Raw genomic sequence first — 13314 nt, 5'->3', positions numbered from 1 at the left:
CATGTATCGAAATCCCGTCGCCTTACTGCTGTTCGTGCTGTTCCTGCAAGGCTGTGCCTTCGCCCCTGGCCAACACATGGACCTCGAAGACGTCGAGGCCAATGACCCTGACGGCCCCAAGGCCAGGCTGGTGAACATCACCCCCCAGACCCTGCAGCAACAGCAGCAGGTCGCCCAGGCCAATGGCAAGGCGCTGCCGCCCGAGCTGTTGAACTACCAGACCCCGGAGTACCGGGTCGGGCCTGGCGACACGCTGCTGGTGACGGTGTTCGAACACCCCGAGCTGACCGCGCCGGGCTCCCAGGACCAGCTCGACGCCAACACCCGTGAAGTGCAGAGCGACGGCACGCTGTATTTTCCCTACGTCGGCCGTATCCAGGCCGGCGGCCGCACCGTGCGGCAGATTCGTGAACAACTGCGCATGGGCCTGGCGCCGCAGTACACCGAGGTCAAGGTGGACGTGAAGGTGCTGCGCTACAACAGTCAGCGTGTGCTGCTTTCCGGCTCGTTCCGCACCCCCGGCCAACAGGCCATCAGCAACATTCCCCTGAGCCTGGTGCAGGCGGTGAGTACCGCCGGCGTCGACCTCACCGATGCCGACCTGGCCAGCCTGACCCTGCGCCGCGATGGCCGGGATTACCTGATCGACATCGACGGGCTGAACCGCAAGGACTCGCAGTTGGGGCGGATCTTCCTCAAGGATGGCGATCACCTGCACCTGAACAGCAATTCGAAGAACCGCATCTATGTGCTCGGCGAGGTGCGCAACCCGCAGGTACTGTCGTTCGGCACCACCCAGGTCACGCTGCTTGAGGCCTTGGGCAATTCCGGGGGCCTGAGCCCCGACAGCGCCGATGGCGATGCGGTGTATGTGATCCGTGGCGCGGACAACCAGGCCAACGCACCGTCCACGGTCTACCACCTCAATGCCAAGAAGCCCACTGCCTACCTGCTGGCCCGACAGTTCGAACTCAAGGCCCAGGATGTGGTGTTCGTCGGTCCCGCCAACATCACCCGCTGGAGCCGCTTCATCAGTCAGCTGCTGGGCTCGGCCAGCGTGGTACAGACCGGCGCGGCGTTCCGCAACTGATCGGCTGACGGGCGTGAACACTCATGCCGTTTTCAGCGCATGACGATGCAGCCAGGCATGCCGCGCGCTTGAGCACGAAGTCCGCCAGGAACGCGGTCAACACGTCGAAGGTAATCGCGATCCCGAACACCGGGTATCTGCTGTCGGTGTACGGGTGCAGCCACGCCGCTGCAGGGCCGTCGAATAGCGAACCGATCCCCTGCGCCAGGTACAGCAAACCGTAATTCTTCGTGGCATGTTGCGTGCCGGTCGCTGAGTTTGCTGTGAACATGACGCCGCCTTCGCGAGCAAGCTTGCTCCAACGGAATCAGTGCTGGACCACCAGTGGATACAGCGACAGCACCAGCAGCAGCGCCATCACGGCATTGAATAGCCTCACCCGCTGCGGGTCGCGCAACACATTGCGCAGCAGGCTGCCAAACCCCGCCCAGATCCCCACACCCGGCAGGTTGATCAGGGCGAATACCGCCGCGATCACCAGCACATTGGTGAAGTAACCCTGCATCGGGGTATAGGTGGTGATCGCGCCGATGGCCATCACCCAGGCCTTGGGGTTGACCCACTGAAACAGCGCGGCGGCAAAGAACCCCAAGGGTTCTCCGCGCGACTCGCCGCTGTCGCCGGCAGGCCCCGAGGTCGCGATCTTCCAGGCCAGGTACAGCAAATACGCGCCGCCTGCGTAACGCAGCAGGGTGTAGAGCAACGGCCAGCTCTGGAACAGTTGACCCAGTCCGAAGCCCACCGCCAGCACCAGCACCATGAAGCCGCTACTGATCCCCAGCATGTGCGGTAGCGTGCGACGAAAACCGAAGTTCACGCCCGAAGCCAGCAGCATCATGTTATTGGGACCCGGCGTGATGGAAGTGACCAGGGCGAACAAGGCGAAAGCCAGGAGCAGATCGAGCGACAAAGACATGCGACGGTCCAGACAGGCAGTGAGATAAGCCACTCACGTTACCGAGCCGGCGGGCGCAAACACACGGACAGTTACAGGAAAGTTCGAGCAGTACAGTTTCTAATGAAGGGCCAGATCAGAAAACTGTCAGGGCGTTTCAGCCCTGACGGTCATCGGCAACGGCGTTGGCATCGACACGCACTTCGGCATTCCGGTCGAAGGCACGCACCTGTTGGATCTGCGGATCGGCGAGCAGCTGCGCCTTGCGGGCCTGGTACTCATCGAATGACAGACCACGACGGTTGAGGTCTTCCAGGGCCAACTGGCGGCTTTCCTCGGCGGAGTAAGGGCGTTGCTCGACGGCGTGATGAGTGGAGCAGCCGCTGAGCACGGCGACGCTGAACAACAGGGCAAGCGCGGTAAAACGGTTCATGGCGACCTCCTTGGAAGGTTCGATTCGGGAATGAACAAAGGTTAATCCCGCCCCCCGGTCGCCAAAAAATCACCCCAGTCGATAGTGACTATCGGCCCATCGATGCATGGGTAATGAGCACCTCGCGCAGCGCCTGTGCGGCCACCGAGAGTTGCTGCCCGGCCAGGGTCATCAGGCCGATGCGCCGCTCGATGCGCGGCCCTTCCAGGGCGATGCAGCACGCGCCCAGCTCTTGCATCTGCTGAATGCACAGCGCCGGCACCGCACTGACGCCCAGGCCGCTGGCGACCATGCGCCCCACCGTCGCCAGCTGATGGCTCTCGAACGCCACCGCCAGGCGGCCGTGCTGCGCGGCGATCGACTGCTCCAGCAGCAGGCGCACCGCCGATGGACGCTGCAGGGCAATGAAGTCCTCGCCCAGCAGTTCGCTCCACTGCAGCACCTGGCGCCCGGCCAATGGTGAATCGGCGGGCACCACGGCGACGAAGCGGTCGACACAGAACGGCGTGAAGTGCAGCGAGTGGCCCGGCTCGGGTTCGAAACCGATTCCCAGCTCGACGCGGCGCTGGCGAACCATCTCCAGCACCTCTTCGTTGATCACGTCGTGCACCGCCACGTTGACCCGCGGATGCAGTCGGCGAAACACCTGGAGCGCCGCCGGCAGGCGGCTGCTGGCGAACGATGGCATGGCGGCCAGCGACACCTTGCCCAGTTGCAGGGTGAAATGCTGGTGCAGCAGTTCCTCGGTGTTGTCCCAGTCGGCCAGCAGTTGCCGGGCCTTGGGCAACAGCACCTCGCCTTCCGGGGTCAGGCTGACGCTGCGAGTGCTGCGCATCAGCAACTGCCCACCCAGCGACTCCTCCAGCGACTTGATGGTCAGGCTCAGCGCCGGCTGGGACAGGTGCAGACGTTCACCGGCCTGGGCGAAGCTCAGGCACTCGGCCACGGCGACGAAGGCACGAAGCTGCTTGACATTCATTGATTTGGATTTCTTATGAAAAGATCAGAAAAACAAAATTAACAAATCAGCTGCCGACACTGAAGATGTCTTGCATGGCAACAGACGGCTAGGCTGTCTGTAACACAAGAACAACAAGAGGCATTGACCATGGCTGGACTCGACAAGCGAGTAGCGAGCTACGAGGAGGCCCTCACCGGGCTGAGCGACGACATGACCGTGCTGTGCGGCGGCTTCGGCCTGTGCGGCATCCCCGAGAACCTCATCGCACAGATCCGCCGCATGGGCACCCGTGGCCTGACCGTGGTTTCCAACAACTGCGGAGTCGACGGTTTCGGCCTGGGGATCCTTCTGGAAGACCGGCAGATCCGCAAGATGATCTCCTCCTACGTGGGCGAGAACGCGCTGTTCGAGCAGCAACTGCTCAGTGGCGAGCTGGAAGTCGACCTCACCCCACAAGGCACCCTGGCGGAAAAACTCCGCGCAGGCGGTGCCGGCATTCCAGCCTTCTACACCGCCACCGGCTTCGGTACGCCAGTGGCCGAGGGCAAGGAAAGCCGACAATTCAATGGCCGCGACTACATCCTCGAAGAGGCCATCAGCGGCGACTTCGCCCTGGTCAAGGGCTGGAAGGCGGACTATTACGGCAACGTCATCTACCGCCATACCGCGCAGAACTTCAACCCGCTGGTCGCCATGGCCGGACGCATCACGGTGGTCGAAGTCGAGGAAATCGTCGCCCCTGGCGAGCTGGACCCGGCACACATCCACACCCCCGGCATCTACGTCGACCGGCTGATCCAGGGCCGTTTCGAGAAGCGCATCGAAAAGCGCACCCTCAAAGGAGCCTGAGCATGGCACTTTCCCGCGAACAAATGGCTCAACGGGTCGCCCGCGAACTCAAGGACGGCTACTACGTGAACCTGGGCATCGGCATTCCGACCCTGGTCGCCAACTATGTCCCTGCCGGCATGCAGGTGATGCTGCAATCGGAAAACGGCTTGCTGGGCATGGGTGAATTCCCCACTGAAGCGACCCTCGATGCCGACATGATCAATGCTGGCAAGCAGACCGTCACGGCCGTGAAAGGCGCGTCGATCTTCCACTCCGCCGACTCCTTCGCGATGATCCGCGGCGGGCACGTCGACCTCACCGTGCTGGGTGCCTTCGAGGTGGACGTGCAGGGCAACATTGCCTCCTGGATGATTCCGGGCAAGCTAGTCAAGGGCATGGGCGGCGCCATGGATCTGGTGGCCGGTGCGGAAAACATCATCGTCACCATGACCCACGCTTCCAAGGACGGCGAATCCAAGCTGCTGGAGCGCTGTGAGCTACCGCTCACCGGTGCCGGTTGCATCCGCCGCGTGCTGACCGACCTGGCCTATCTGGAGATCGCCGACGGCGCGTTCATCCTGCGCGAACGCGCCCCCGGTATCAGCATCGAGGAAATCGTCGCCAAGACTGCCGGGCGCCTGGTGGTGCCCGACGACGTCATCGAGATGACCTTCTGAAACTCGAAGGCCCCTCACCAGGGGCCTTTTCACACCTATAAAAACAATAACGAGGTTCCCTCATGTCCGCTTCCCTTCAGGAAAGCCGTTCCGCCCGTTTCGCCCTGCGCTGCTCGGCCTGGGCCGAGCGCTGGTTCCCCGACGCCTGGGTGTTCGCCGCCTTGGCGGTACTGATCGTCACCCTCGCCGTGCTGGGCATGGGTGCCAGGCCGGCCGATACCGCCAAAGCCTTCGGCGATGGCTTCTGGAGCCTGATTCCCTTCACCCTGCAGATGGCCTTCGTGGTCATCAGCGGCTACGTGGTGGCCAGTTCACCGCCTGCCGTGCGCCTGATCGACCGCCTGGCACGTATCCCCGCCAATGGCCGCTCGGCGGTGGCCTGGGTAGCGATCATCTCGATGCTCGCCTCGCTGCTCAACTGGGGCCTGTCGCTGGTGTTCGGGGGCCTGCTGGTACGCGCCCTGGCGCGGCGCAGTGACCTGAAGATGGATTACCGCGCCGCCGGTGCGGCAGCCTACCTGGGGCTGGGGGCGGTATGGGCACTGGGCATTTCTTCCTCGGCGGCGCAGCTGCAGGCCAACCCGGCCAGCCTGCCGCCGTCGATCCTGGCCATCACCGGGGTGATTCCGTTCACCGAAACCATTTTCCTCTGGCAGTCCGGCGCCATTCTGCTGGTGCTGCTGGTGGTGTCGGTGATCGTCGCCTACGCCACGGCTCCGGGCCCGTCCAGTGCCCGCAGCGCCGAGGACTGCGGCGTCGACCCGGCCTTCAACCTGCCGCCACTGGCGCCACGCACCCGCCCCGGCGAATGGCTGGAATACAGCCCGTTGCTGATCATCGTGCTGGTGGTGCTGGGCGCCGGCTGGCTGCTCAACGAGTTCAGCAGCAAGCCGGCGATCACCGCGATCTCCGGGCTGAACACCTACAACTTCCTGTTCATCATGCTCGGCGCGCTGCTGCACTGGCGGCCGCGCAGCTTCCTCGACGCCGTGGCGCGGGCCGTGCCGACCACCACTGGGGTGCTGATCCAGTTCCCGCTGTACGGTTCGATCGCCGCACTGCTGACCACGGTCAAGGGCAGTGACGCACAGACCCTGGCGCATCACATCTCACTGTTCTTCACCAGCATCGCCACCCACGATACCTATGCCGTGCTGATGGGCATCTATTCCGCCGTCCTAGGCTTCTTCATCCCCTCCGGCGGCGGCAAGTGGATCATCGAGGCACCCTATGTGATGCAAGTGGCCAACGAGCTGCAGTACCACCTGGGCTGGGCGGTACAGATCTACAACGCCGCCGAGGCGCTGCCGAACCTGATCAACCCCTTCTACATGCTGCCGTTGCTTGGCGTGCTGGGCCTCAAGGCTCGCGACCTGATCGGGTTTTCCTTCGTGCAGCTGCTGGTGCATGCGCCCATCGTACTGTTGCTGCTCTGGGCCCTGGGCACCACCCTCAGCTATACGCCGCCGGTGATGCCGTAGCCCCGGGGCGGCTTGTCATTCGGCCGCCACGGGGGTCAGCAGCGGTCGGCCAGCGAAAAACGCCAGCAGGTTGTCGCGCACCAGGCGTACGGAGTCTCCGGACGCCTCGGGCGAAAGCCCGGCTACATGGGGTGTCAGCACCACATTGGCGAGGGCCTTGAAGGCGTCAGGCACCTGGGGTTCGTCATCGAAGACGTCCAGCGCGGCACCGGCGATCTGCCCAGCCTGCAAGGCGGCCAGCAGCGCCTGGGTGTCGACCACCGAAGCACGGGCGACGTTGACCAGGTAGCCCTGCGTACCGAGCGCCTGCAACACCTCGGCATCCACCAGATGATGGGTAGCCGCGCCGCCGGGCGTGGCGAGCACCAGAAAGTCCGCCGCCTCGGCCAGTTCACGCACCGACGGCTGCCAACGATACGCCAGGTCCTGGCGCGGGCGACGATTGTGGTAGTCGATATGCATGCCGAAGGCTTCGGCGCGCCGGGCAATCTCCAGGCCCACGGCGCCCAGCCCGAGGATGCCCAGGCGCTTGCCGGCAAACGATGGGCACATGACCTTGCGCCACTCGCTACGGCGCACCGAAGCATCGGCCTGCGGAATGTCGCGCACCATCGCCAGCAACAGGGCCATGGCATGGTCGGCGACTGTCGGCGCGTTGACTCCGGCGCCATTGCTGACCAGGATGCCGCGCGCCTGGGCGGCGGCGACATCGACCTTTTCATAACCGGCGCCGCTGACGCAGATGAGCCGCAGGTTCGGCATGGCATCCATTTCCTCGGCGAACAGCCCCAGCGGGCCACGGGTGACCACCGCGTCGATCTGCCCACCCTGTTCGGCGATGACCTGCGCACGGCGCTCGGGGGTCTGCGCACGGATCAGGCTGAACCCGCCGTCCTCGAGGATCGGCAGGTAGTCATTGAGGTTTTCGACCAGCACCAGCAGGGTTGTCATGATTGTCAGCTCTTGCCCGGAAAACCCCGACCTTAACCCGAGTGATCGCCTCGCTGCATGCCTTGTCGAGCTCAGGAGTGCGTATGACGCTGCTTTTTGACCTGGTACATGGCCTGGTCAGCGTGCCGGAACAGCTGCGCCAGATCGCCAGCGTCGTCGGGATAGCAGGCGATACCGATGCTGGCCGAGATGGTCCAGTCGTGCTCGCCAAGGCGCACCGGTGCCTGCAACGCGCGAGCGATGGCCCGCGCCGTGCGGCTGGCATCCGCCTCGCCCTGTACCCGCTCCAGCAGCACCACGAACTCATCACCGCCGATGCGCGCTACGGTATCGCTGTCGCGCACGCAGCCACTCAGGCGCCGTGCGACTTCCTGCAGCAAGGCATCGCCCGCCGCATGTCCCAGGGTGTCGTTGACCTGCTTGAAGTGATCCAGATCCAGATACAAGGCTGCCAGCTTGTCGCCATAGCGCTCGGCCTGGCGAACCGCCAGGTTCAGACGCTCCTGCAGCAGCACCCGATTGGCCAGCCCGGTGAGCTGGTCGTAGCGAGCCATGACCTGCAGGCGCTCATAAAGTTGCTTGCGGTCGATGGCCGCCGCCACATGGCTGGAGACAATTTGCAGCAGCTCCAGGTCCTGGGCGACCTGGGCAGGCTCGTCACGACCGCTGGAAATCAACAGCGCGCCAATGATGCCGCTGGAGGTCTGCAAGGGTACGGCCAGGCAGTCACTGCCCGCTCGCGGCTGGGCGCTGCTCAGCACCTCATCGACCAGCGACTGGGTCGCAGCACACTGCAATTCATCGCTGCGGTAGGCGAACGACAGGGTGCCACTTTCGACGTCCTGCAAGGCGATGGACAGCCAGCGGACACTCAGCAGCTGGCTCAGCAGTTGGTGAATGCGCGTGAACAGCCCGTGCAGGTCATCGCCCATACTGGCCGCTGCCGAGATCTCCAGCAGCGTCGCGCGCACCGCGTTGGCGCGCTTGAGGGCTGTGATGTCACGGGCCACGGCGATGCGCAGGCGATCCTCTTCGGACCAGCGCGCCGACCACATGACATCCACGACATTGCCCTGCTTGTGCAGGTAACGATTCTCGAAATGCAGCTTGGGCTCACCGCCCATGATTTGCGCCGCGGCCTCCAGGGTTCTGGCGCGGTCATCGGGGTGGACCAGCTGCAGCATGGGGATACCGATCAGTTCCTGGGGGCTATAGCCGAAGATTCTCTCGAATGCAGCGTTGACGTAGACAAAGCGTCCCTCTGAGTCCACCACGCAGATCGCATCCATGAGCATATCGACGAAGCCCTCCAGATTCGTGCAGGCGATTTTTTCCATCAGCCAGTACCTGGAAAAGGGGGACGTTCACACGCTCGACGCAGTTGCCGGCCAGACTGGCCGCACATATCGTTCAGCAACGGGTCCAATAGTGCCCAAACGGATTGCTTTTCGCCATTACCCGCTGCATGCCCATCCGGCAAACCATGCGGCGACTTTCGCACAAGGAATTACGAGCATGCCCGCATTCGCCCCCCGCCTCACTCCACTCTTCGGTCGTCTGGCCCTGGCCGCCATCGCCGCGACGCTGACCGCCGCTCCGACACTGGCCAGTGAAGCGCCCGGCCAGGCCCTCGCTGCCAAGGCTGGCATTCCCTGGCCGGCGGTCATCGCCCACCGGGGTGCCTCATTCGATGCCCCGGAGGAGACACTGCCGGCGTTCATCCTTGCTCGGGAACTGGGTGCCGACTATCTGGAACTGGACCTGCAACGCACCCAGGACGGCGTACTGATCGCCCTGCACGATGACAACCTGCAGCGTACCACCAACATCGACGAGGTCTTTCCGGCCCGCGCCCACGACCCGGTGAGCAGCTTCAGCCTCGCCGAACTCAAGCAGCTGGACGCCGGTTCGTGGTTCAACAAGGCTTACCCGGGCCGTGCCCGTGACCGTTACGCCGGGTTGAAGATCCTGACCCTCGAAGAAGTGATGGACATCGCCGAGGGCGGCGCCAACAAGCCCGGCCTGTATATCGAGACCAAGGTTCCTGAGCAGTTTCCCGGCATCGAGGCAGACCTGAAAGAGGTTCTGCAGCGTCGCGGCTGGCTGCGTGAACGCCCGGCGGCGGCGCCTGGACAGGTCAACGTCGCGCACATGCCAGGCCGCGTGGTGCTGCAGACCTTCGACAAGTCCAGCCTGCGACTGCTGCACAAGGAGATGCCGCAGGTGCCCAAGGTGCTGTTGCTGTGGGTCGGTGAAGGTTCGATCAAGCCGAAGTCGGCGGTGCCGTTCAAAGACTCGGGCTTCAAGGACAAGGCCAGCTACTACGCGGCCCAGGAGGTCAGTTCCAAGGCCGAGTTCGAGGCCTGGATCGACTGGGCCAAGGCCAACGGCGCCATCGGCACCGGACCTTCATCGCGATTGGCCAATGGCGGTGACCAGAGCTACATGGATCTGGTCAAGCCCTGGATGAACGAGCTGACCCATGCCAAGGGGCTGATCGTCCACCCCTACACTGTCGATGAAGCCGTGGACTTCAAGAGCATCAGTGCCGCCGGGGCCGACGGCTTCTTCACCAACCGTACCGCCGAACTGCTGAAGTTCTATCAGCGCCCGGCCCGCCAGGACATCGATAGCCTGCTCAAGAGCAACGGTTACTGACCGCGCCCGGACACGTCGGCCTACCGGCGTGTCCGATCTGGTGTAAGCTCGCCAGTCATCGCTCAACGATCGAGAGGCTTATGCAGTCCCCCTTCCGACGCTCGACCCTTGCCACGCTGCGCGGTTTCAACCTGCCCGACACCGCGATCAACCTGCTCCCTTCGGCAGCCGACTATCGGCGCTGCCTGCTGGAGCAGATCGCCCAGGCGACCCGGCGCATCTACATCATCGCCCTCTACCTGCAGGAAGACGAAGCCGGACAGGAAATCCTCGACGCCCTGTACGCCGCAAAGGCCGCGCGTCCGGAACTCGACGTGCAGGTACTGGTGGACTGGTTCCGCGCCCAGCGCGGGCTGATCGGCGCCGGGCGGCAACCAGGCAACAGCGCGTGGTATCAGAGCCAGCACCTGGAGCATGACGTCGAAGTGCCGATCCACGGTGTACCGGTACAGACTCGCGAACTGTTCGGCGTGCTGCACCTCAAGGGCAGCGTGATCGACGACAAGGTGCTGTACACCGGCGCCAGTCTCAACAACGTGTACCTGCACAAGCTCGACAAATACCGGCTCGACCGCTATCACCTGATCCACAGCGCGGAGCTGGCCGACAGCTTCGTCGGGTTGGTGCAGCGCGACATCATCGGCTCGCCAGCCGTGCATCGTCTCGACCTGCCGCAACCGCCCAGCTCACGCAACCTGCGGGGTGAAATTCGTGCCTTTCGCAGCCAACTGAAACGCGCCACCTACGACACCGCCCAGGGGGTTGCCGAGAATGGCGAGCTGCGCATCATTCCCCTGCTGGGCGTCGGCCCGCGCAATGCACTGAACCGCACCATCTGTGAGCTGATCGCCAGCAGTCAGAGTCACCTGAGCATCTGTACGCCATACTTCAACCTGCCGATGGCGGTGACCCGGGAAATCAATCGTGCGATCAAGCGCGGCGTGGTGGTCGACATCATCGTCGGCGACAAGACCGCCAACGACTTCTTCATTCCCCCCCAGGAACCGTTCAAGGTCATTTCTGCGCTGCCATACCTGTACGAAATCAGCCTGCGCCGCTTCGCCCGCAAGCATCAGGCGGCCATCGACCGCCAACGACTGAACCTGCACTTGTGGAAGCACGGCGACAATACCTACCACCTCAAGGGCATGTGGATCGATCAGCGCCATACCCTGCTGACCGGTAACAACCTCAACCCGCGAGCCTTCAACCTGGACCTGGAGAACGGCCTGCTGATCGATGACCCCAAGGGAGAGTGGCTGGAGCCCAGAGCCCGAGAGCTGGCCAGCCTGATGCAGCACACCCGGCGCGTGGGGCACTACGAAGAGCTGCAGACGCTGGCGGACTACCCGGAAGGGGTGCACAAGTTTCTGCGTCGGGTCAGCCGGGTGAAGATCGAGCGCCTGCTGTACCGGATTCTCTAAGCCACGCGGCGGTTCCACACAACGGGCAGCGCAGGCTGCCCGTAGCGAACGGCTGACTCAGTCGATCAGTTGTGCGGCGCGCAATGCCTGAACGGCCGCCAGCCAGCGCGGCTGGCTGCGGTATTCGGTGCTGGCATGCGCCTGGCCACGCATGCGCGCCAGCCGTGGCGAAGGGCTGACGTTCAGGCGCTGCGCAGCACTCAAGGCCAGTTCGGCGCTGGCGCGGTCGTTGCAAACCAGGCCCATGTCACAACCGGCTCCCAGGGCCGCCTCGATGCGGCTGGCCGCGTCGCCTGCCACGTGCGCACCCGCCATCGACAGGTCGTCACTGAAAATCATCCCGTCAAAACCCAGCTCGCCGCGCAGGATTTCCTGCAGCCAGCGCCGTGAGAAACCGGCAGGCTGGGCATCGACCTGCGGGTAGATGACATGCGCCGGCATCACCGCCGCCAGCTGACGACTCAGGCGCGCGAAAGGCACCAGGTCATGGGCACGGATGCTCTCCAGGCTGCGCTCGTCGGTGGGAATGGCCACGTGCGAATCGGCTTCGGCCCAGCCGTGCCCCGGGAAGTGCTTGCCGGTGGCGGCCATGCCCGCTTCGTTCATGCCGCAGATGAACGCGCCAGCCAGGCGTGCGGCATATTCGGGATCACCTTCGAAGGCACGGGTACCGACCACGGCACTGCGCCCGTGGTCCAGGTCCAGCACCGGCGCGAAACTCAAGTCGAGACCTACGGCCAGTACCTCGGTCGCCATCAGCCAGCCGCAGTGACGAGCCAGGGCTTCGGCATCAGGGCGATCAGCGATCGAGCGCATGGCAGGCAGACGCACGAAGCCTTGGCGCAGGCGCTGCACCCGCCCACCTTCCTGGTCCACCGCCAGCAGCAGGTCCGGGCGAATGGCGCGGATCGATGCGCTCAGCTCGCGGACCTGACGCGGATGCTCGATATTGCGGGCAAAGATAATCAGGCCGCCCACTTCGGGCTGGCGCAGTAGATGACGGTCTTCAGCGGTCAGCCAGGTACCGGCGACATCGACCATCAGGGAGCCTTGCAGGCCAGAACTCATAGAAAACACCTTGCCTTGGATCGAGCCGGCATGGTGCTTGATCCTGCGGCCCGGTGCAATGTGGCTTCAGGCCTTGGCGGCGAGCGCGGCGGGCGTCTTGTTGCGGGGTCTGAGTTGCGCGGACACCATGGAAGGCTCGGTCACACCACTCTCGGCACGCATGCCGGCGGCCAGGAACGGCACCATCAGGCGCATGACCTGCTCGATGGAGGTGTTCACCCCGAAATCATTCTCGGAAATCGCCCGCAGGGCCTTGATACCGGACATGCTGAACGCGGCGGCGCCCAGCATGAAGTGCACGCGCCAGAACAGCTCGATGGGGGGGATTTGCGGCGCGGCCTCGTTGACCAGTTGCATGTAGCGGCGGAACACCTTGCCGTACATGTCTTCCAGGTAACGACGCAGGTGCCCCTGGCTCTGGCTGAACGCCAGGCCCAACAGGCGCATGAAGATGGACAGGTCGTTGCCGCTGCGCGGCTGCACGGCCATGGCCTGCTCGACCAGGATACCCAGCAGTTCCTCAAGGCTCGGCTTGTGCTCGGGAAGACCCTGGCGACGCTCCAGCTCGCGCTCAAGACTGGCGCAGAACGGCCCCAGGAAGCGGGAAAAGACCGCCTGGATGAGGGCTTTCTTGGAACCGAAATGGTAGTTGACCGCTGCGAGGTTCACCGACGCCTTGCTGGTGATCAGCCGCAGGGAAGTCTCGGCGAAGCCTTTTTCGGCGAACAGCTGCTCGGCAGCATCAAGGATACGTTCTACGGTTTCCGACTGGGCCATGGCTCTCTGCCTGACAAAACAATCGTTTGAAACATACGTTTCAGCCCTGTCATTTGTCAAGCGGGGGT

14 protein-coding genes are annotated in these 13314 nt (G+C 64.0%); 6 read left to right on the top strand and 8 right to left on the bottom strand.

Annotated features, from left to right (window positions below; genetic code table 11):
- Position 1: 1 nt before the first annotated feature.
- Positions 2–1090 (top strand): polysaccharide biosynthesis/export family protein, encoded by a 1089-nt coding sequence (locus RRX38_RS00255; protein WP_295477339.1) that lies wholly within the window; start codon positions 2–4, stop codon positions 1088–1090.
- Here RRX38_RS00255 and RRX38_RS00250 read toward each other — a convergent pair.
- The 4 genes from RRX38_RS00250 to RRX38_RS00235 all read right to left on the bottom strand — a co-directional run bounded on the left by RRX38_RS00250 (position 1032) and on the right by RRX38_RS00235 (position 3397).
- Positions 1032–1361, bottom strand: a complete 330-nt coding sequence (locus RRX38_RS00250; RefSeq protein WP_315961042.1) for a hypothetical protein — start codon at positions 1359–1361, stop codon at positions 1032–1034. The two genes, RRX38_RS00255 and RRX38_RS00250, sit on opposite strands and share 59 nt — an antisense overlap.
- Before the next feature lie 36 nt (positions 1362–1397).
- A complete protein-coding gene (locus RRX38_RS00245) occupies positions 1398–2006 on the bottom strand; it encodes a LysE family translocator (protein ID WP_315961041.1) in 609 nt (202 codons plus the stop codon).
- 136 nt (positions 2007–2142) lie between these two features.
- Entirely contained in the window at positions 2143–2418 is a 276-nt protein-coding gene (locus RRX38_RS00240; protein ID WP_315961040.1) for a hypothetical protein, read from the bottom strand.
- 88 nt (positions 2419–2506) lie between these two features.
- Positions 2507–3397: a LysR family transcriptional regulator gene (locus RRX38_RS00235; RefSeq protein WP_315961039.1), complete on the bottom strand. Its 891-nt coding sequence runs from the start codon at positions 3395–3397 to the stop codon at positions 2507–2509.
- Between the two features lie 129 nt (positions 3398–3526).
- On the opposite strand from RRX38_RS00235, the gene RRX38_RS00230 reads away from it, so the two are divergent.
- The 3 genes from RRX38_RS00230 to RRX38_RS00220 all read left to right on the top strand — a co-directional run bounded on the left by RRX38_RS00230 (position 3527) and on the right by RRX38_RS00220 (position 6368).
- Complete coding sequence (locus RRX38_RS00230; RefSeq protein ID WP_315961038.1) at positions 3527–4228, top strand: CoA transferase subunit A; 702 nt, start codon at positions 3527–3529, stop codon at positions 4226–4228.
- Positions 4229–4230: 2 nt separating this feature from the next.
- Positions 4231–4887: a CoA transferase subunit B gene (locus tag RRX38_RS00225; protein ID WP_315961037.1), complete on the top strand. Its 657-nt coding sequence runs from the start codon at positions 4231–4233 to the stop codon at positions 4885–4887.
- Positions 4888–4949: 62 nt separating this feature from the next.
- On the top strand, positions 4950–6368 hold the full coding sequence (locus RRX38_RS00220; RefSeq protein WP_295477353.1) for a short-chain fatty acid transporter: 1419 nt from the start codon (positions 4950–4952) through the stop codon (positions 6366–6368).
- 15 nt (positions 6369–6383) lie between these two features.
- Here the strand turns inward: RRX38_RS00220 and RRX38_RS00215 are convergent, their stop codons facing one another.
- On the bottom strand, positions 6384–7319 hold the full coding sequence (locus RRX38_RS00215) for a 2-hydroxyacid dehydrogenase (RefSeq protein ID WP_295477355.1): 936 nt from the start codon (positions 7317–7319) through the stop codon (positions 6384–6386).
- Positions 7320–7390: 71 nt separating this feature from the next.
- Positions 7391–8656: a diguanylate cyclase domain-containing protein gene (locus RRX38_RS00210; RefSeq protein WP_315961036.1), complete on the bottom strand. Its 1266-nt coding sequence runs from the start codon at positions 8654–8656 to the stop codon at positions 7391–7393.
- Positions 8657–8834: 178 nt separating this feature from the next.
- Here RRX38_RS00210 and RRX38_RS00205 point away from each other — a divergent pair, with 178 nt between their 5' ends.
- Together RRX38_RS00205 and pssA are read left to right on the top strand one after the other, a co-directional pair.
- A complete protein-coding gene (locus RRX38_RS00205; RefSeq protein WP_315961035.1) occupies positions 8835–9977 on the top strand; it encodes a glycerophosphodiester phosphodiesterase in 1143 nt (380 codons plus the stop codon).
- An 80-nt stretch (positions 9978–10057) separates the two neighbouring features.
- Positions 10058–11401 carry a CDP-diacylglycerol--serine O-phosphatidyltransferase gene (pssA, locus tag RRX38_RS00200; RefSeq protein WP_295477361.1) on the top strand — a complete coding sequence of 448 codons (1344 nt, stop codon included), beginning with the start codon at positions 10058–10060 and terminating at the stop codon, positions 11399–11401.
- 57 nt (positions 11402–11458) lie between these two features.
- On the opposite strand, the gene nagZ is transcribed toward pssA, so the two are convergent.
- Positions 11459–12457 (bottom strand): beta-N-acetylhexosaminidase, encoded by a 999-nt coding sequence (gene nagZ, locus RRX38_RS00195; RefSeq protein WP_315962742.1) that lies wholly within the window; start codon positions 12455–12457, stop codon positions 11459–11461.
- Between the two features lie 78 nt (positions 12458–12535).
- Complete coding sequence (locus RRX38_RS00190; protein WP_295477362.1) at positions 12536–13246, bottom strand: TetR/AcrR family transcriptional regulator; 711 nt, start codon at positions 13244–13246, stop codon at positions 12536–12538.
- Between the last annotated feature and the right edge of the window lie 68 nt (positions 13247–13314).

Origin of the sequence: Pseudomonas sp. DTU_2021_1001937_2_SI_NGA_ILE_001, from assembly GCF_032463525.1 — a bacterium.
In the GTDB taxonomy this organism is placed as follows: Bacteria; Pseudomonadota; Gammaproteobacteria; order Pseudomonadales; family Pseudomonadaceae; genus Aquipseudomonas.
Note: the sequence above shows the minus strand (reverse complement) of the source record. Positions and strands in the feature narration are given on the sequence as shown.